The sequence below is a fragment of the Duganella vulcania genome (assembly GCF_009857655.1).
Lineage (GTDB): Bacteria > Pseudomonadota > Gammaproteobacteria > Burkholderiales > Burkholderiaceae_D > Rugamonas > Rugamonas vulcania.
In genome coordinates, this window is sequence record NZ_WWCX01000019.1 from 59,121 (window position 1) to 77,992 (window position 18,872).

Consider the following 18,872-nt stretch of genomic DNA (forward strand, 5'->3'; position numbering starts at 1 on the left):
GCGGCTACAGTTGACTCATGTTTCATCTTCATTCGTCAGGAAGCACCATGAGTCAATTATTTACAGCAGTGTATGAAATCACCAGCGCCATCGAAGGCAATCCAACCTTGCGTTTGAACCTGGTCGTCAACGCCTTGAACGACAGCGTGATGGGCCACGCGCGCGTGGACTTCAGCAACGGCGAAAGCGCCGGGATTTCCATCCGCGGCCACCACACGGAAATCGACAGCGGCGAGCCCTTGCGGGCCGTGGTGCTGGCCGGATTGCCGTCGATTTTCCCGTCGGTGGAGGAGGAGCCGAGCGCTTTCCAGCTGCTGATGGTGTTGCCTACCGCATCCAAGGACGGCCAGGCTTGCTACAAGATGAGCTTTGGCGATACGCGGCAACCGCGCATCGTCGAAGTCCGCGACGGCGTCGCGCGGGCGATGTTGCCGGAGCTTGCCTCCGCCGAGTAGCCGGCCGTACCACTTGCCGGGCGCGCAAAATTGGTACTCGCCATTTAACACCATGTTCAATTTGAGACATTCGAAAGTCAGGGGCAAGTCGCGCCGGTTTGCCTGCTGAATTTGGTTGGTGAGCACTTACATACTCTTTCAAGTCCCACATCGGATCTTTCCGCAATAACTCTTCCTTGGTTGAAACTGGTATTCGAATGGTCGCAACAAAATAAAACCACTTGACTACCACTTTTTTAGACTCCATCCTGAAAAAATAAGAAAAGCAGAGAGTCACCCACCAAGGAGGAGAGAGCATGGAACGTGCAGTCAAGGGTAATGCGGCCGTACTCGGCCTGATCGCCAGTATGCTGGCGGCTTGCGGCGGGGGCAGCGACAGCCCCGCCACCACCGCACCACAAAAATTGCTGGCCGGCGTGCAAACCGCCGACGCGACCGCCGATTGTCCGGCGTGGTCGTCCAGTGCCATCTACACGGTCGGCATGTGCGTGACCTACAACGGCTCGACGTACAAGGCGAAATGGTGGACGCAAAATAACGTGCCGGGCACGGAGGAATGGGGGCCATGGGCGCTGCAGTCGGTGACGCCAACGCCGACTCCAACTCCAACTCCAACACCAACACCAACACCAACACCAACACCAACGCCGACACCGACGCCGACGCCCACTCCGACACCGACACCAACGCCGGTCGGCGGCCGCGAGATCGGCTCCTACTTCGCGCAGTGGGGCGTGTATGGACGCGGCTACGAAGTGGCCGACATCCACACCACCAAGACCCCTGTCAACGGCGTACAGACCAGCATCGCCGACCAGCTCACCTTCATCAACTACGCCTTCGGTAACACCTACGCCAAGAACGGCGGCTACGAATGCGACATGGTCACCAGCGCCGAAGTGGGCAACGACAATCCGACCTCGCCGGCGGCCGGCACCGGCGGCGACGCCTACGCCGACTATCAACGCCAGCCAGCGCGCACCGTCGACGGCAAGACCATTCCGTGGGACGCTCCACTGACCGGCAACTTCCAGCAACTCAAACTGCTCAAGGCCGCGCACCCCAACCTGAAGGTGTTCATCTCGCTGGGCGGCTGGACCTGGTCGAAGAACTTCTCGGCCGCGGCCAAGACCGACGCGCTGCGCAAGCAGCTGGCCAAGTCCTGCGTGAAGATGTTCATCGCCGGCGACCTGCCGGTGCAGGATGGACGCGGCGGCCCAGGCTCCGCCAAGGGCGTCTTCGACGGCATCGACATCGACTGGGAATATCCGGGCGGTGGCGGTCAGCCGTACAACACCGTCGACGCGGTCAACGACAAGCATAACTTCACGCTGCTGATGGCCGAGTTCCGCGCGCAGCTGGACGCGCAAGGCGCCATCGACGGCAAGCGGTATGCGCTGACGGCCGCCATCGGCGCCGGCAGCGAGAAGATCGCCCAGACGGAACCCAACCTGTATGCGCAGTACATGGACTGGGTCAACCTGATGAGCTACGACTTCCACGGCGCATGGGAAAACACCACCAACTTCCACTCGCCGCTGTACCACGACCCCGCCGATCCGGCCACCGGCGTCCTCGCCAAGTACAACACCAACGACGCCGTGACGGCGCTGGTGGCAGCCGGTATGCCGCGCAATAAGATCCTGCTCGGCGTGCCGTTCTACGGACGCGGATGGAAAGGCGTGGCCGCCGGCCCGAACGCCAACGGCCTGTATCAATCCACCACCGGCGGCGCGGCGGGTACCTACGAAACCGGCATCGACGACTACAAGGTCCTGGTCAACAAGGCAGGCACGCGCTGGTACCATCCGCAGACCAAGCAGCTGTTCCTGTACACCGGCACCGGCGAATGGTGGAGCTATGACGACCCGACCGTGATCGCGACCAAGATGCAGTACATGCGCGACCAGAGCCTGCGCGGCGCCTTCTCCTGGGAGCTGGACGGCGACGCCAACGGCGCTCTGACCAGCGCCGTCTGGAAAGGACGCTAAGCCATGAAGCGCCATGCCGTTGTCCAAACCATCGGCGTCAGCGATGCATGGCGCAGCTGGATCGCCGAGAACCTGATCCTCGGCAGCCGGCCGGATACGCTGGCCGGCATCCTGATCCAGTCCGGCATCAGCGCGCGCGATGCGCACGCGGAGATCGCCGCTGCGCTGCACAGCCCTTACCTGAAGGGCGTATCGCGATTGCATAACCGGCTGGCCAAGCGCGACTGGGTGATCGACATCCAGTCGCAATTGAACCGGCTGGCGCCTGTTGAACTTCCGCGGCGGGCGCGCCTGTCCGGCGCGGAGTTCCTGGACCAGCACTACCGCCGCAATCTGCCGGTGATCATCACCGGCATGCTGGACGACTGCGCCGCTCGTGCCAAGTGGACGCTGGACTACCTTGGCGAGCAGCTGGGCGAGCGCATGGTGGAGGTGCAGTTCGGCCGCAGCGCCGATCCCGATTATGAGATGAACAGCCAGTCGCACAAGCGCCGCATGCGTTTCGGCGAGTACGTGGCGCTGGTGCGCGACAGCGGCCATACCAACGACTTCTACATGACCGCCAATAACGACGGCCAGAATCGGGAGTCGTTGCAGGAGTTGATGGCCGATGTGCCGCCGCTGCCGGAGTATCTGAATCCGGAAGGACGGGGCTTCTTCTGGTTTGGGCCGGCCGGCACGATCACGCCGTTTCATCACGACCTGACCAACAACTTCATGATCCAGATCGCCGGGCGCAAGCGCGTGCGGCTGATCGCTCCTTGCGATACGCCCAAGCTGTACAACCAGCGTCACTGTTTCACTCCGGTCGATGGACGCAACATCGACCTGCAGCGTTTTCCGATGATGGCAGACGTGCCGGTCATCGACTGCGTGCTGGAGCCGGGCGAGATCCTGTTCCTGCCCGTCGGTTGGTGGCACTTCGTCGAAGCGCTGGATATCACCATCACCATCTCCGCCACCCACTTCAAGTGGGACAACGATTTCTACAGCCGTTACCCGAACAATCACGATTTCTAAAATACGGGAATACAAAATGAGACACAACCTTTTGATGCTGGCGCTGATCGGCAGCGCTGTTGCCGCCTGTGGCGGCGGTTCCGACCCGCAAAGCGCGACGCCCGCGCCCAAACTGATGGCCGGCATACAGACCGCCGCCGCCACCGCCGATTGCCCGGCATGGTCGTCCAGCGCGGTCTACACCGCCGGCATGTGCGTGACCTACAACGGCTCGACCTACAAGGCCAAGTGGTGGACGCAAAATAACGTGCCGGGCACGGAGGAGTGGGGGCCGTGGGCGCTGCAGTCCGTGACGCCTACTCCGACCCCAACGCCGACGCCTACTCCGACTCCGACTCCGACACCAACACCAACACCAACACCAACACCAACGCCAACGCCAACGCCAACGCCAGTCGCGTGCCGTCCTGATGGACTGACTTCGCCGGTGCCGAACGTGAACTACTGCGGCGTGTACGACGCCAACGGCCGCGAGAAGCTGGCCAATGGCCTGAACCGCCGCATCGTCGGCTACTTCACCAGCTGGCGCACGGGCGCGAACAACACGCCGTCCTACCTGGTCAACAACATCCCGTGGGACAAAATCACCCACGTGAACTACGCCTTCGCCTCGGTGGACGCCAACGCCAAGGTCCAACTGAGCAGTGGCGCCAACAACCCCGACACCGGCATGACCTGGCCCACCATCCCCGCCGCGGCGATGGACCCATCGCTGCCGTACAAAGGCCACTTCAACCTGCTGGCGCAATACAAGAAGCGCTACCCCGGCGTGAAGGTCATGCTGTCGGTAGGCGGCTGGGCGGGCAGCGGCGGCTACTACACGGCCACCACCAACGCCGACGGCTCGCTCAACACCGCCGGCATCAACACGCTGGCCGACTCGATGGTGGCCGTGCTGCGCCAGTACACCTTCTTCGACGGTATCGACATCGACTACGAACACCCGACCACCAACAACGAAGCAGGCAACCCGCTGGACTTCAGCCTCTCCAAGCCACGCCTGGCGGGCCTGATGAAGAGTTACAACGTGCTGCTGAAAACCGTGCGTCAGAAGCTGGACACGGCGGCCGTCGCCGACAACAAGTACTACATGCTGACCATCGCCGGCTCCGCGTCCGGCTGGATACTGCGCGGCGAGGAAAACCTCTCCGGCCTGCAGTACCTTGATTACGCCAGCCTGATGTCCTACGATCTGCACGGCGGCTGGAACCAGTACGTCGGTCCGAACGCCGCGCTGTTCGACGACGGCAACGACGCCGAACTCAAAGCCGGCAACGCCTACTCATACGGCGGCATCGGCTACCTGAACGTCGACTGGGCCTACCGCTACTATCGCGGCGCATTGCAGGCCGGCCGCATCAACATCGGTGTGCCGTATTACACGCGCGGCTGGAAGGACGTCACCGGCGGCAGCAACGGCCTGTGGGGCACCACGCCGCTGGTGAACGACACCGTCACCTGCGCCGGCGTCAAGACCTGCGGCACCGGCGCGGTCGGCATCGACAACGTCTGGTACGACCTCGATGCCAACGGCAAGCCGGTTCCCGGCGGCGGCAATCCGCTGTGGCATGCGCTCAACCTGCAGAACGCCATCGTGCCGGACTACCTCGATGCCTACGGCGTGACTGAGAAGACCCTCACCGGTACGTACGCCGCCAACTACAGCGCCACGATGGCCGCGCCGTGGCTGTGGAACGCCACGCGCAAAGTCTTCATCTCCACCGAGACGGCGCAATCGATGGCCGCCAAGACCCAGTACGTGATCGACAACGCCATCGGCGGCATCATGATCTGGGAGCTGGCCGGCGACTACGCCTGGGACGCCAGCAGGAACGGCGGCAAGGGCGAGTACTTCATGGGTTACACGCTGACCACCAACATCTACAACGCCTTCAAGGCCGCCAGCCCTTATGGCGCCACGCGGGCGGAATCGCCGATGCCGGCCAGTAGCGCGAAGGTCAGCATATCGCTGGGCGGCTGGAAGCTCGGCGACAGCAACTACCCGATCAACCCCGTGATGACGGTGACGAACAACACCACCGTCACCATCCCGGGCGGCTCGGTGGTGGAATTCGACTATCCGGTATCGGCGCCCGCCAACATGAGCGATCAATCGGGCTACGGGCTGGTGGTGACCAAGGCCGGCTACACGGGGCCGAACAATATCGGCGGCTTCAAGGCCAACTTCAACCACGCCAAGTTCACCATCCCATCGTGGCAATCGCTGGCGCCGGGGGCCTCGGTGTCGCTGACGCTGAACTACTCGCTGCCGATCTCGGGGCCGTCCGCGTACGTGGTCACGGTCAATGGCGTGCGCTATGCCTTGAGCGACGAGTATCCCGGCCTGCCGGTCACGCTGAAATAAGGAGACGCGATGAAACCAGTTCACAGCATCGCTGTACTGGGCGCCTTGCTGCTGGCCGCCTGTGGCGGCGGCAGTGGCGGCGGCCAGGCTGACAGCAACGCTCCGCGCGTACTCTCCGGCGGCATCAGCACGGCCGCCGCCACCGCCTGCCCGGCATGGACCTCCACGGCGGTCTACACCGCCGGCATGTGCGCGATCTACCAGGGCAAGCAGTACGAGGCCAAATGGTGGGTGCAGGGCACCGCGCCCAATCAGACGGATACGTGGGGTCCGTGGAAGTACATCGGCGACGCCACCGATCCGACGCCACCCGATCCGGGTACGCCGCAACCGGGCGGCGTGCCGACCAAGGCGCAGGCCGAGGCGCGCGAGGCCCAGCTCACCGATAATGATTTCTTCCGCACGGTGAAGGCGTCGATCCGCACGCTGGACAACGCGGCGGTGGAAGCCGTATCGCCCGGCGCGGCGGCCAATCCGGCCAACGTCAAGCGGGTCGAGCGTCTGCTGACATCGGCCAAGTGGGACTACTACTTCGGCATCCGTGAGCCCAGCTACACGTACGGCCGGTTCCTGCAGGCGGTGGCCAAGTTCCCGGCGGTCTGCGGCGACTACACTGACGGCCGCGATGCGGACGCCATCTGCCGCCATTCGCTGGCGACCATGTTCGCCCACTTCGCGCAGGAGACGGGTGACCACAACGCCAGCCTGCCGCTGCCGCAATGGCGGCAGGGCCTGAAGTACCTGCGCGAGATGGGCTGCGACGAAACGGGTACCAACTGCGGCTACAACGTCGAGTGCTCGGACCCGGTGTTCAACACCGTCTGGACCTGCGGTAAAAACGCCGATGGCAGTTTCAAGAAGTACTACGGGCGTGGCGCCAAGCAGCTCTCGTACAACTACAACTACGGCCCGTTCTCGCAGGTGATGTTCAACGGCGACCAGTCGGTGCTGCTGAAGAATCCCGACCAGGTGGCGTCGACCTGGCTCAATCTCGCCTCGGCGACGTTCTTCTTCGTTTACCCGCAGCCGCCCAAGCCATCGATGCTGCATTTGCTGGACGGGACCTGGGTGCCGAATGCCGCGGACAAGGCGGCTGGCGCGGGCAACAACTTCGCCACCACCATCATGATCATCAACGCCGAATGCGGCACCGGCACCGAGAAGGCGGCGGCGCAGAACCGCATCGACTATTACAAGCAGTTTGCGGCGGACCTGGGCTGGAACATCGGCAGCGAGCAGCTGTCCTGCGCGACGATGCAGCGCTTCAGCGGTTCCAGTTCGGCGGCCTACAACATCTACTGGGAGAAGAACTGGAGCAGCGGCGGCGACTACCAATGCCAGTTGGTCAACTATCAAACGCCGTACAGCGCTCTAATCCCCGGAAACTACACCAAATGCGTGGAGAAGAACTGGGGAGTAACGCTCAAGTGAGGTGATGGCATACAATGGAAGGGCCGTCAGCAACAAGAAAGCCCCCAATGCCTATGCACTACCTGCGGGCCATGACAAGTCCGCAACGCACCGATATCAGTAACCGCCGCCTTGGCCGTTCGCTGGCCTTCGTGGCCGGGGCGGTCAATGCCGGCGGCTTTTTCGCGGTGGGACAATACACGTCCCACATGAGTGGCATCGTCTCGGCGGTGGCCGACGACGCCGCGCTGGGCGATGTGCGGCTGGTGCTGGCGGGCCTGGCGTCGCTGCTGTCGTTCCTGCTGGGCGCGGCCACGTCGGCGATCCTGATCAACTGGGGCCGGCGGCGCGGGGCGCAAAGCCTGTATGCGTTGCCGCTGATCGTGGAGGCGGCGCTGCTGTTGTGTTTTGGCCTGATGGGCGCGCGGCTGGACGCCTCCGGGCAGGTGTCCGCCATCATCGCCTTGCTATGCTTTGTGATGGGACTGCAAAACGCCATCATCACCAAGGTGTCGCGCGCCGAAATCCGCACCACCCACGTCACCGGCCTGGTGACCGACATCGGCATCGAGCTGGGTAAAATGTTTTACTGGAACGACAGCGCCCTGGCCGAGAGGGTGATGGCCGACCGCGGCAAGCTATTGTTACTGAGCTCCCTGCTGGGGATGTTTTTGCTGGGCGGCCTGGCCGGCGCCTTCGGCTTCAAATACCTGGGCTTCATCGTCACGGTGCCGCTGGCGGTGGCGCTGCTGTCGCTGGCCATCATCCCCGTGTTCGACGACCTGCTGCAGGCGAAGAGTTAAGGATTAGTCTATACTTTGCCGCAAGGAGATACCACCGGATGATGAGGACTTACCAAGGCAGCTGCCATTGCGGCGCGGTGCGCTTCGAGGCGGATGTCGACCTGGCGCACGGCACGCTGCGCTGCAATTGCTCGTTCTGCCTGAAGATACGCTGCTGGGCCGTGATGGCCAGGCCCGAGGCCTTCCGCCTGCTGGCCGGCGAGGGCGAGATGAACGTCTACCAGTTCGGCGCGAAGAACGAGCATCACTACTTCTGCAAGCACTGCGGCGTGCGGCCTTACGGTGTCGGCAACTCGCCGCGTTACGGCGTGTTCTACGGCGTGAACGTCGCCAGCCTCGATGGCGTCAGCGACGAGGACTTCGCCAATGCTCCCATCACCTATGTCGACGGCCGCGCCGACAACTGGATATCGCCACCCACCGAAACCCGCCACCTTTGAATCCGATGATACGACCCGCCACGCCGGACGATGCATCCGCCATCGTCGCCATCTACAACCACTACATCGCCACCACCACCATCAGCTTCGAGGAGCATCCGGTCGCGCCGGAGGACATGGCGGGCCGCATCCGCGACGTCACCACACACCTGCCTTGGCTGGTGTATGAGCTGGATGGCGAAGTGCTCGGCTACGCCTACGCCACCAAATGGCGCGCCCGCAGCGCTTACCGTTTTTCCGCCGAGACCAGCGTCTACGTGAAGTTCGGGCAGGGCGGCAAGGGGATAGGATCGGCGTTGTACAAGGTGCTGCTGGAGGAACTGCGCGCCCGAGAGATCCACATGGCGATAGGCGGCATCGCCCAGCCCAACGAGGCCAGCGTGGCGCTGCATGAAAGCCTGGGCTTCGAGAAGGTCGCCCACTTCAAGCAGGTCGGCCGCAAGTTCGACCGCTGGGTCGATGTCGGCTACTGGGAGTTGCAGCTTTCCTAAGCCACTCGCGCCTCCGCGCTTTCCGGCGCCAGCACGCTGCGGTTGCCGCCTTCGGAGCGGGCCAGGTATAGCGCCTGGTCTGCGGTCAGCACCAAGTCTTCGGTGGTGCCGTCTTGCGTCGCCGGCAGCGATGCGACGCCGATGCTGGCGCTGATGACGCCCGATGTGGCCTTCACGTTCGGCAGGTTCAAGGCGGCCAGCGCCGCCTCCATGCGGCGCGCGATCCGCATCGCTTCGTCGCCGGCGGTAGCGGGGGCGAGGAAGGCGAAATGGTCGGCGCCGTAGCGCGCCACCAGGTCGCCGGCGCGCTGCACCGCCCCGCTCAGTGCGTGCGCCGCGAGTCGCAGGACTTCGTCGGCGGCCTGCTGGCCGTAGTGCTCGCGGTAGGCAGCCATCTGATCGATCTCCACCAGTCCGATCGCCATCGGTTTCTTTTCACGCGCCGCGCGGCGCCATTCGCACGCCAACTGGTCATCGAAGCAGCGGCGGTTGGCGATGCCGGTCAGGGTGTCGGTGGCGGACAGGTTGGCCAGCTTGTGCTGCGCGATCCGCAGTGCCTCGCTGCGCTCCCGCAGTTGCGCCTCCAGCATCCGCGCCCGTGCGCTCATGCGCCGGACCGCCCAGCGTAACATCAGCAACAGCAGCGCCGCAGCCAGCAACACCACGGCGGTGCGCACCCACCAGGTTTCCCACACCGGCGGCGTGATGGTGATCGGCAGGATGATCTCATCGCGGCTGGCCACGCCCTTGTTGTTGCTGCCCTGGAGGTGGAAGCGGTATTTGCCGGGCGCCAGATTGGTGTAGGTCGCGACGGGATGGGCGGCGTCGGCCTGCACCGGCTGCGTGTCGAAGCCTTCCAGCCAGTAGCTGTAGGCGTTCCTGCGCGGTTCGGCGAAATGCAGCGCTGCGAATTCGATCGAGATGGTGTTGGCGGTCCACGGCAGGCTCAGTGAACGCGGCTGCGTCACGCCGCCTTCCAGCACCACGTCCTGCGGCGGGTTCTTGCCACCCAGCGAGCGATTGAGCACGCGGATGTCGGTGATCGCCAGCTGCGGCGGGCGTGAGGCGCTGCTGTGGATCGCCGGGTTGACCGCGGTGACGCCGCTGCTGCTGCCGAAGTACAGGAAGCCGTTGCCGCTGTTGGCGGCGGAGTCGATGTAAAAGCCTTCGGTCAGGCCGTCCTCCACCGAGTATTCGGTGACGGTGCCGGAGACCGGATCGATCTTGCTCAGCCCCGCCGCCGTGGTCACCCAGATCATGCCGTTTTTATCCGAGCGTATCGCCTCGATCAGGCGCGTACCCAGCTCGCCTTTTTCCTGGATGCGGGTGATGCTGAAGGCGCCGTCCTTGCCGGCCACCACGTGGTTCAAGCCCTTGGAGGTACCGACCCACATGCTGCCGTCGGCGTCCTGGTGCAGGCTGCTGACACGGTCGCTGCTCAGGCTTGCCGGATTTTTCGGGTCGAAGCGGAAGTGGCGGAACTTGCCGCTGGCCGGGTCAAGCATATCGAGCCCGCGACCGCGATAGAACTCGCCGGTCCATACGCGGCCGGCGCTGTCCTCCGCCACGGTGGAGGCGCCGTCGACGCTGCGGCTGTCCGGGTCCTGGTCGTTGTGCGCGTAGCTTTGGACCGCGCCGCTGGCCGTATCGTAGCGCAGCAGGGCGGTGCCGGTGCCCAGCCACAGCACACCGCCGCGTCCCGGTGCGATGGCGTTGATGAAGTCCGTGGTCTTGCTGCCGAAGTGGATCACCTTGAACGGCGCGTCCGGTTTGTCCAGCCGGTTCAGGCCTTCCGAGGTGCCCACCCACAGCGTGCCGTCCGGCGCCTGGTAGGTGCTGTAGATGACGTTGGAACTGATGGCGCCCGGCCGCTTCGGCGTGGCGCTCCAGGTGCGCACCATCTTGCGCGTGGCGGGATCGAACAGCGCCAGGCCGTCGTCCAGCGCGAGCCACAGCTGGTTGTTGGCGGCCGCGCCCACGCTGCGCACGAAGTTGCTGGACTTGACGAAGTCGGGATCGATGTCGCGCGGGACGAAACGCTCGAAACCGTGGTAGCCAAGGTTGGCGCGGCTGACGCCATCGGTCAGCGAGCCTACCCACAAGGTGCCGCTGCGGTCGCGCATGGTGGTGTTGATGGCGTCGCTGTTGAGGCTATGCGCGTCCTCGGCGCGGTGGCGGTAGCTCTGGAACTGGCGCAGCTCGCGGTCCCAGCGCAGCAGGCCACTGGTGCGGGTGCTGATCCACATGTCGCCGGCGCGGTCCTCGTCGATGTCGGTCACGCGCTTGGCCGGCACCGTCAGCGCCTCGCGGAGCTCCCACGGCTGGCCGGTCTTCCACGTCACCAGGCCGTCGGCCGATCCTATCCACAGCGTGGCGGCGCTGTCGAGGTAGAGCGCGCGCACGTCGTTGGCCTTGGGGTTGGGATGCTCCGGGTCGTCGACGCGGAAGTGCTGGAAGCCGCTGGCGCCGGGCGCCATGTAATCCAGGCCGCCGGGCCAGGTGGCGGCCCAGACGCCGCCCTTGGTGTCGACGGCGACGGCGTTGACGTCGTTGTAGAGCAGGCTGTCCGGCCGCGCCGCCTCGTGCCGGTAGGTCGTGAAGCTGCCCTTGCGCGGGTCGAAGCGGTGCAGGCCGCCCCATGTCGCCACCCACATGCCGCCCTTGTAGTCGGAGACGATGCGGCGCACGATGCGCGCGTTGCCCGGGCCGCCGGCGGGCACGTAGCGGGTGAAGTTGTTGGCCGCCGGGTCGAAGCGCGCCAGCCCTTCGTCGGTGCCTATCCACAGCCTGCCCGTTTCGTCTTCGTACAGCGAGGTGACGCGGCCTCCCGGCAGGCTATGCGGGTCGGCCGGGTCGTTGATGTAGCGCACCTGCTTATGGCCGTCGTGGCGGAACAAGCCGCCCTCGATGGTGCCGATCCAGACGAAGCCCTGTCGGTCCTGCAGCATGGCGAGGATGGCGCGGCTGTCGGCGCCCAGCGAGTCGACCGCGGTGAAGGCCAGCGGACGCGGTGCCGCCGGCGCCGGCGCGGCATGCAGGCAGGCCAGCGCGCCGCATAGCAGCAGGCGGATGAGAGGGCGGACGGAGGTGCGCGGCATTCAAGGACCTTGGTATTTTGGCTAGCCAAGTAAAGCACAGATTCGGCCGCCGTGGAAGCGTTGCCGGCTAACACTTTTCAGCTATAATCCCTTGACAAATCTATATGCTATGCAAGGCGCCATGGACGGATCTTCAGACGGAGTACCCCAACAGCCGGCGCCGCCGGCCCGCGCGTCCCGACGCACGTGGCGCTCGGTGTGGCGCGGCTTGCGCCGCAGCGCTCTGCCCGGCCGCCGGACCATGCGCTGGGGCGCCCTGGCGTTGGCGCTGGCCGGCGCCGCGGTGCTGATCCAGCGCGAGGTGGTGTTCCAGCAGCACAGCCGCGACCTGAAGACGGCGGCCGACGACATCGCGCGCCAGATCCAGTTCGACAGTACCGACGGCCGCGTGATGGGTGGGGCGATTCTCATGGGACTGGTGGAGGACGGCGTCAAGCTGCTGCTGTCGGGCGAGCTGGCGCCCGACGCCTATCGCCTGCACGTGGACTTCGCCGCCGTCCTCGATCAATACAGCGCCGACACCGTGTTCGTGCTCAATGGCGACGGCACCACCGTCGCTTACCTGAACAAGGAGGGCAAAGCCATCGGCGTGGGCCGCAGCCTGCGTTATCGCCCGTACTGCCGGCGCGCGCTGGCGGGGCAGGCCAATGTCTACGCCGCCATCGGCAGCAATACGCACGAGCGCGGGCTGTATTTCGCGGCGCCGGTCTACAGCGGCAATTCGCGCGACACGCCCGTCGCCGGCGTCTACACCATCAAGATGCCGGCCGCCGAGATCGACCGGATCCTCGCCCGCAGCAAGGACCCGGTGCTGCTGCTGTCGCCCGATGGCCTGGTGTTCGCCACCAACCGCAACGAGTGGTTGTTCATGCAGGCCGGGACGACGGCGCCGGCGCGCGTCGCCCAGATGGAAAAGGAAAAGCAGTTCGGCGAATTGTTCACCGGCGCCGGGCCGCTGCAGCTGCCGTTTGCACTGGTTGGCGACCGGACCGAGTTCCAGGGACGTGCGCAGGCACTGGCCGCCGCCGAATTGAACTGGTCCGACGATGGCGGTGCCTGGCGCGTGGTGATCATGCAGGACAAGGGCAACTGGCTGCCGTTGTGGAACCAGCTGGCGCTGGCCTTCGGCTGCGTCGCCGCCGTCTGGTTGTGCGCGATGGTGGTGACGGGCCGCACTCGCGCCGCCGAAAGCGCGCGCCGTTTGCGCTTCGAGAACGAGCGCCGCATGCGCGAGATCACCAACAACTTGCCGGTGGCCGTGTACCAGTTCCAGATGGACGCTGAGGGCGAGCCGCGCTTCCGCTTCATGAGTCCCGCCATCACCGCCATCACCGGCCTGCAGGCGAGCGATGTGCTGGAGGACGGCGCCATGCTGTTCGCGCTGCTCGATCCCGACGGCCGCGCGGGCCTGCTGGCGCAGATCGCCGCCAGCGCGCGGCAGCACTGGTCGGTGCACCGCCGCGTGGAGTTCGGCGCGCAGGGGCTGGCGGCGGCGCGCTGGGTCGACATCCATTGCACCTGCGTGCACCAGCACGCGGGCGAGGAGGTGTGGAACGGCTACCTGGCCGACGTGACGGCGGAGCACACGGCGGCGCAGGCGCTCAGCGCGGCCAAGCAGACCGCCGAAGACGCGACGCGCAGCAAGTCGCTGTTCCTGGCGAATATGAGCCACGAGATCCGCACGCCGATGAACGCCATCATCGGCATGAGCCACCTGGCGCTCAAGACGGACCTGACGCCGCGCCAGCACGATTACGTGCAGAAGATCCAGCGCGCCGGCCAGCACCTGCTGGGCATCATCAACGACATCCTGGACTTCTCCAAGATCGAGGCCGACAAGCTGCAGGTGGAGAACCAGCCGTTCGAGCTCGATCAGCTGCTGGAGAACCTGGCCACGCTGATCGGCGAGAAGGTCGGCGCCAAAGGCCTGGAGCTGGTGTTCGACGTGGCGCCCGACGTGCCGGCTGCGCTGGTGGGTGATGCGCTGCGGCTGGGCCAGATCCTGATCAACTACGCCAACAACGCCGTCAAGTTCACCGAGCGGGGCGAGGTGGCGGTGACGGTGCGCGTGCGCGGCCGGGACGAGCATCGCGTGCTGCTGCACTTCGCGGTGCGCGACACCGGCATCGGTTTGAGCGAGGCGCAGATGCGCCAGCTGTTCCAGAGCTTCCAGCAGGCCGACGCCTCCACCACGCGCAAGTACGGCGGCACCGGCCTGGGGCTGGCGATCTCCAAGAAACTGGCGCAGCTGATGGGCGGGGAGGTCGGCGTCGAGAGCGAGGTGGGCAAGGGTTCGACGTTCTGGTTCACCGCGCGGCTGGACATCGGCCAGGATGCGCGCCCTTCGTTGCTGCCGTCGCCGGATCTGCGCGGCAGCCGCCTGCTGGTGGTGGACGACAACGACAGCGCGCGCAGCGTGATCGCCGAACTGCTGCTCGGCATGCGCTTCAACGTGCGGGTGGCGTCGTCCGGCGCCGAGGCGGTGGCCATCGTGCGCGATGCCGCTGCCGCCGGCGAGCCGCTCGCCGCGGTGCTGCTGGACTGGCAGATGCCGGGCATGAACGGCATCGAAACCGCCGCGGCCATCAAGGCGCTGGCGCTGCGCGAGCCGCCGCGTTTGATGATGGTCACGGCCCACGGACGCGAGGAGGTGCAGCAGCAGGCGCGCAACGCCGGCATCGATGATGTGCTGATCAAGCCGGTCAACGCCTCCGTGCTGTTCAACACCCTGATACGGCTGCTGGGCGGCGAGGTGGATGACAGTGCGCTGGCGCGTCCGGCGCCGGCCGACACGCTGGCCGCGCTGGCGACCCTGCGCGGTGCGCGCGTGCTGCTGGCCGAGGACAATGAACTGAACCAGCAGGTGGCGTCGGAGTTACTGGCCGACGCAGGCCTGGTGGTGGACATCGCCAACAACGGTGTGGAGGCGGTGGAGATGGCGCAGCGCGGCCAGTACGACATCGTGCTGATGGACATGCAGATGCCGGAGATGGACGGCGTCGAAGCCACCCGCGCGCTACGCGCCTTGCCGGCGCTGGATGGCCTGCCGGTGGTGGCGATGACGGCCAACGCCATGCAGGCCGACCGCGACCTGTGCACGCAAGCAGGCATGGTGGACTTTGTGATCAAGCCGATCGAGCCGGACGAGCTGTGGCGCGCGCTGCTGCGCTGGATACCGCCGCGCCACACGCTGCCGGCGCAGGACGTGGCCGGCGGCGCGGAACCACGCCACGAGCCGCGCACCGAGCCGGGACGCGATCCGCAAGCCGCGCCTGACGACGGCTTCCCGCACGAGATACCCGGCCTGGACATGGTGTCCGGCCTGCGCCGCGTGTTGGGCAAGCGCCCGCGCTACCTGGCCATGCTGCGCGGCTTCGTCGCCAACCAGGCCGGCGCGGTGAAGCAGATATCGGCTCTGCTGGCGGCAGGCGACCGCGCCGGCGCCGAACGCGGCGCGCACACACTCAAGGGATTGGCCGGCAATATCGGCGCCAGCGCCCTGCAGATGCTGGCCGGCGAAGCCGAACATGCGTTATCGCCGGCGGTGGTGGGGGAGACCGGCGCCGCCGCGCTGGCCGAACGCCTGGCGCCGCAACTGGCACAGCTGGAATCGGTGCTGGCCGGGCAGGTGGCGGCCATCGTCGCGTGCCTGCCGGCGGAAGCCGAGCTGGCGGTGGTGGACGTCGACCCCGAACAGCGCGACGCCGTGGTGCGCGAACTGGGCGAACTGCTGGCCGACGACGACGCCCGCGCCGAACGGCTGCTGGTGGAACATGGCGCGCTGCTGGCCGCCGCCTTCCCCCGGCACTACCGCAAGCTGGAACAGGCGGTCGGCGACTTCGACATGGAGCAGGCGCTGGAAATCCTGAACGGCGCCGTCGCCGACATCAAGGCCGACGGCGCGCTACATCAGTAGGTGGTCAGCGCAACCGGCTGGCCGCCCTTGAAGTGGAAGATGGTGACCGGCGACTGCTTCATGTCGCCGCGCTGGTCGAACGAGTAGGTGCCCGCCACGCCGGTGTAGGAACCGGCGCTGATCGCGGCGCCCACTTTTTGCGGATCGATCGAGTTCACCTTCTGCATCGCCTGGGCGTACATCATGGTCGCATCGTAGTAGGCCGCCGCGTAGACGTCCGGCTCCTGCTTGAAGCGCGCCTTGTATTTGGCCTTGAAGGCCGGGCCGCTGGTCAATTTATCCAGGCTGGCGCCGCCCTGCGGGCACAGGACGTTCTCGCCGACGGCGTCGCCACCGAGCTTGCCCATCTCCGCGGTGCAGATGGTGTCGCCGCCCAGCAGCTTGGCGTTGATGCCCAGCTGCTTCATCTGGCGCGCCATCGGTGCGCCCTGCGGCGCGTAGCCGCCGAAGAAGATCGCCTCGACCTTCTTGGTTTTCAGCTTGGTCAGGATGGAGCTGAAGTCGAACGACTTATCGGTGGTGAATTCGTGGCCGGCCACGGTCATGCCGGCGGCCTTGGCCTGCTTCTTGAACTCTTCGGCCAGGCCCTGGCCGAAGGCGGTGCGGTCGTCGATCACGGCCACGGTCTTCATTTTCAGTTCATTGGCCGCGTACAGCGCCATCTTGCTGCCCAACTGCGAATCGCTGGCGTTCACGCGGAACAGGCCCTTGTAGCCTTGTTGCGTGAGCTTGGGATTGGTGGCGACGGTGGCGATCAACACGCCGGCGTCGTTGTAGGTGCGCGAGGCGGGGATGGCCACGCCCGAGTTGTACGGGCCGACCACATACTTGACGCCCTGGTCGATCAGCTTCTGGGCCGCCGCCATGCCGGCCTTCGGATCGCCCTGGTCGTCCTCCGATTGCAGTTCGAACTTGAGCTTCTTGCCGCCCACGGTGATCGGCTTGGCGTTCAGTTCCTCGACCGCCAGGCGCGCGCCGTTCTCGTTGTCCTTGCCCGAAAAGGCCTGGGAGCCGGACAGCGGGCCGGTATGGCCGATCTTGACCAGGGTGTCCTGGGCGTGGGCGCCGGCGGCGCCCAGCAGTGCGGCGGCGGCTGCGATATGCTTCAGTTTCATGCGATCTCCTGATGTGGTGTTGTAAGGTGATGGCGAGATTATCGCCAAAAACGCAAAATATTATCGTGTGACTTGCACTTGCGAATGGCCTGTTTTGCGGCATATCGCCTTTCGAATCGGCTGCGGCCGAAATTTAATTCGGCGCGTGTTGGCGCCTCGCGTCCTCCTCGCGCTTGTGGATGCGCGCCAGCGCGGTGTTGATGCGGTCGATGATGCCGTCGTCCCGGTCGCGGGCGATGGCGAAAAACTGGCCGCTGTCGGTGATCAGGGGCTTGGGCAGCACGCTGAAGCCGGCGTTGGCGGCGGCGCCGATGGCCGGCAGGCGCGGGGCCATGAAGAGGCGGATACTGTTCTCCAGGTCTTTGGCGGTCATGCCCTCGGGCTGGAACAGCAGCACCGCGTCCACCCGCTTGAGCATCAGGCGGGTCAGGCGCGTGCCGCGCGAGGAGATGTCGTCGTCGGTGCGGAACAGCTTACCGCGCGCCGCGTCGAACTCCGGGCCGTAGCTGTAGCCGCGCACCGTGCCGATGGTCTTGCCGCGCAGGTCTTCGAGGCCGTTGAAGGGGAAGGTGGCGTCGCTGCGCGTGACCACCCACAAGCTGTTGTGGGTGGCGGGGTCGGAGTAGTGCAGCGCGCGCAGGCGGTCGGCGGTTTTCGGCAGGCCGAACACCAGGGCCTCGCCTTCGAGCGCGTGGCGTTCGGCGCGCGCCCATGGATAGGTGCGCGGCTCGAAGGTGACGCCCAGCTCCTGCGCCACGGCGTCGAGCACCTTGCGCTTGACCGCCGGCATGGGCCGGGACTTGCCCTGTTCATCGAGCGTGTCGCCGATCAGCAGCGGCACCTTCGGCGCGGTGGCGGCGAGCGCCGGGGCGGCGCACGACAGCGCGGCGGCGAGCAGCATTGCGGTGATGTTCAGGCGCTTCATCGGCAACAGGGCAGTGGGCAAGCGCCGATTATTGCACGGTTTTGCGGAAGGACCGGCGCTTACGGCGTGTGGCCGTTGGCGCGCGTGCGGGCGGTGGCGGCCACCGCCGGCACACGCGGGATGGCGCTGCCCGCCGTTTGCGCGAGATGGCTCGCGGCGCCGGCGATGTCGTTGAGGCGGTAGGCGGCGATGGCGGCGGCCAGCGCCGGATTGGCGCCCAGCGGATCGTTCTGCTGCGCGAAGGCCAGCCGCGCGGCGAAGTTCTCCGCCACGGCGTCGAAGTTGCCGAGGGTCGCCTGCAGGGTGGCGGCGGTGGCCTCCGGGGCGGTGTGGAAGGCGGTTTGCAGCTGCACGTCGTCGAGCGACAGGCTGTTGTGCGCGTCCGGCGGCAGGGTCGCTTGCAGGGTCAGGCCGATCTGCGCCAGGTTCTGCGCGACCGCCGGCGGTCGCAGGCTTTGCACCAGCGTGTCCAGCAGGGAGGGCTCTTGCAGGGCGCGGTCGAATTCGCCGGACGGGAGCAGGTTGAAGGCGTCGACCACGTCGCGCGTGCGGTCGCTCAGCGTGGTGTCGCTGTCGGGCGGCGCGCTGCCTTGGGCCAGGGCCGCCTGCAACTGGGCCAGGTGTTGTTGGGTCTGCGACACGGTCAGCAGGAAGCTGGCCACCGGCGACAGGTCCACCGTGACCGCGGCGGGGGCGGGCGCATCGGTAGGCGAGCCGATGGCCGTCACCAAGTCGGCATTCAGCGGCCCCAGGGGCGTCACATTGCTGGCCGGCGTGGATGAGATGGGAAACATGCGGCGCTCCAGAACAGTATTTTTAGCTCAGCATGCGCCATCCCGCCGC

13 protein-coding genes are annotated in these 18,872 nt (G+C 66.1%); 9 read left to right on the forward strand and 4 right to left on the reverse strand.

Going from position 1 to position 18,872, the window contains the following annotated elements; all coding sequences use genetic code 11:
- Window positions 1-47: 47 nt before the first annotated feature.
- From GTP90_RS13825 to GTP90_RS13865, 8 genes are all read left to right on the forward strand, one after another.
- Complete coding sequence (locus GTP90_RS13825; RefSeq protein WP_161084088.1) at window positions 48-455, forward strand: DUF1842 domain-containing protein; 408 nt, start codon at window positions 48-50, stop codon at window positions 453-455.
- A gap of 296 nt (window positions 456-751) precedes the next feature.
- Window positions 752-2,446 (forward strand): glycosyl hydrolase family 18 protein, encoded by a 1,695-nt coding sequence (locus tag GTP90_RS13830; RefSeq protein WP_161084089.1) that lies wholly within the window; start codon window positions 752-754, stop codon window positions 2,444-2,446.
- Between the two features lie 3 nt (window positions 2,447-2,449).
- Window positions 2,450-3,466 carry a cupin-like domain-containing protein gene (locus tag GTP90_RS13835; RefSeq protein ID WP_161084090.1) on the forward strand — a complete coding sequence of 339 codons (1,017 nt, stop codon included), beginning with the start codon at window positions 2,450-2,452 and terminating at the stop codon, window positions 3,464-3,466.
- A gap of 16 nt (window positions 3,467-3,482) precedes the next feature.
- On the forward strand, window positions 3,483-5,831 hold the full coding sequence (locus tag GTP90_RS13845; RefSeq protein WP_175048084.1) for a chitinase C-terminal domain-containing protein: 2,349 nt from the start codon (window positions 3,483-3,485) through the stop codon (window positions 5,829-5,831).
- 9 nt (window positions 5,832-5,840) lie between these two features.
- The gene (locus GTP90_RS13850; protein WP_161084091.1) at window positions 5,841-7,262 is read left to right on the forward strand and encodes a glycoside hydrolase family 19 protein; all 1,422 of its coding nucleotides are present in this window, start codon (window positions 5,841-5,843) and stop codon (window positions 7,260-7,262) included.
- 47 nt (window positions 7,263-7,309) lie between these two features.
- Window positions 7,310-8,044, forward strand: a complete 735-nt coding sequence (locus GTP90_RS13855; protein WP_161084092.1) for a YoaK family protein — start codon at window positions 7,310-7,312, stop codon at window positions 8,042-8,044.
- 38 nt (window positions 8,045-8,082) lie between these two features.
- Window positions 8,083-8,484, forward strand: coding sequence for a GFA family protein (locus tag GTP90_RS13860; protein ID WP_161084093.1), 402 nt, complete (start codon window positions 8,083-8,085; stop codon window positions 8,482-8,484).
- Window positions 8,485-8,489: 5 nt separating this feature from the next.
- The gene (locus tag GTP90_RS13865) at window positions 8,490-8,975 is read left to right on the forward strand and encodes an arsinothricin resistance N-acetyltransferase ArsN1 family B (protein WP_161084094.1); all 486 of its coding nucleotides are present in this window, start codon (window positions 8,490-8,492) and stop codon (window positions 8,973-8,975) included.
- Here GTP90_RS13865 and GTP90_RS13870 read toward each other — a convergent pair.
- Window positions 8,972-12,073, reverse strand: a complete 3,102-nt coding sequence (locus GTP90_RS13870) for a ligand-binding sensor domain-containing diguanylate cyclase (RefSeq protein ID WP_161084095.1) — start codon at window positions 12,071-12,073, stop codon at window positions 8,972-8,974. The two genes, GTP90_RS13865 and GTP90_RS13870, sit on opposite strands and share 4 nt — an antisense overlap.
- Before the next feature lie 121 nt (window positions 12,074-12,194).
- Between GTP90_RS13870 and GTP90_RS13875 the strand changes: the two genes are divergently transcribed.
- Entirely contained in the window at window positions 12,195-15,989 is a 3,795-nt protein-coding gene (locus tag GTP90_RS13875; protein WP_161084096.1) for a hybrid sensor histidine kinase/response regulator, read from the forward strand.
- Here the strand turns inward: GTP90_RS13875 and GTP90_RS13880 are convergent.
- The 3 genes from GTP90_RS13880 to GTP90_RS13890 form a co-directional block, all read right to left on the reverse strand.
- A complete protein-coding gene (locus tag GTP90_RS13880; RefSeq protein ID WP_161084097.1) occupies window positions 15,983-17,104 on the reverse strand; it encodes a branched-chain amino acid ABC transporter substrate-binding protein in 1,122 nt (373 codons plus the stop codon). The genes GTP90_RS13875 and GTP90_RS13880 overlap by 7 nt on opposite strands.
- A 133-nt stretch (window positions 17,105-17,237) precedes the next feature.
- The gene (locus tag GTP90_RS13885; protein WP_254451856.1) at window positions 17,238-18,050 is read right to left on the reverse strand and encodes a substrate-binding periplasmic protein; all 813 of its coding nucleotides are present in this window, start codon (window positions 18,048-18,050) and stop codon (window positions 17,238-17,240) included.
- Window positions 18,051-18,088: 38 nt separating this feature from the next.
- Window positions 18,089-18,823, reverse strand: a complete 735-nt coding sequence (locus tag GTP90_RS13890; protein ID WP_161084098.1) for a hypothetical protein — start codon at window positions 18,821-18,823, stop codon at window positions 18,089-18,091.
- Between the last annotated feature and the right edge of the window lie 49 nt (window positions 18,824-18,872).

What these genes read in the sequence shown, in the direction of transcription:
- GTP90_RS13865 (WP_161084094.1), top strand. Translation starts at nt 8,490, where the DNA reads ATGATACGACCCGCCACGCCGGACGATGCATCCGCCATCGTCGCCATC.
- GTP90_RS13830 (WP_161084089.1), top strand. Translation starts at nt 752, where the DNA reads ATGGAACGTGCAGTCAAGGGTAATGCGGCCGTACTCGGCCTGATCGCC.
- GTP90_RS13880 (WP_161084097.1), bottom strand. Translation starts at nt 17,104, where the DNA reads ATGAAACTGAAGCATATCGCAGCCGCCGCCGCACTGCTGGGCGCCGCC.
- GTP90_RS13870 (WP_161084095.1), bottom strand. Translation starts at nt 12,073, where the DNA reads ATGCCGCGCACCTCCGTCCGCCCTCTCATCCGCCTGCTGCTATGCGGC.
- GTP90_RS13890 (WP_161084098.1), bottom strand. Translation starts at nt 18,823, where the DNA reads ATGTTTCCCATCTCATCCACGCCGGCCAGCAATGTGACGCCCCTGGGG.
- GTP90_RS13835 (WP_161084090.1), top strand. Translation starts at nt 2,450, where the DNA reads ATGAAGCGCCATGCCGTTGTCCAAACCATCGGCGTCAGCGATGCATGG.
- GTP90_RS13825 (WP_161084088.1), top strand. Translation starts at nt 48, where the DNA reads ATGAGTCAATTATTTACAGCAGTGTATGAAATCACCAGCGCCATCGAA.
- GTP90_RS13875 (WP_161084096.1), top strand. Translation starts at nt 12,195, where the DNA reads ATGGACGGATCTTCAGACGGAGTACCCCAACAGCCGGCGCCGCCGGCC.
- GTP90_RS13860 (WP_161084093.1), top strand. Translation starts at nt 8,083, where the DNA reads ATGATGAGGACTTACCAAGGCAGCTGCCATTGCGGCGCGGTGCGCTTC.
- GTP90_RS13845 (WP_175048084.1), top strand. Translation starts at nt 3,483, where the DNA reads ATGAGACACAACCTTTTGATGCTGGCGCTGATCGGCAGCGCTGTTGCC.
- GTP90_RS13855 (WP_161084092.1), top strand. Translation starts at nt 7,310, where the DNA reads ATGCCTATGCACTACCTGCGGGCCATGACAAGTCCGCAACGCACCGAT.
- GTP90_RS13850 (WP_161084091.1), top strand. Translation starts at nt 5,841, where the DNA reads ATGAAACCAGTTCACAGCATCGCTGTACTGGGCGCCTTGCTGCTGGCC.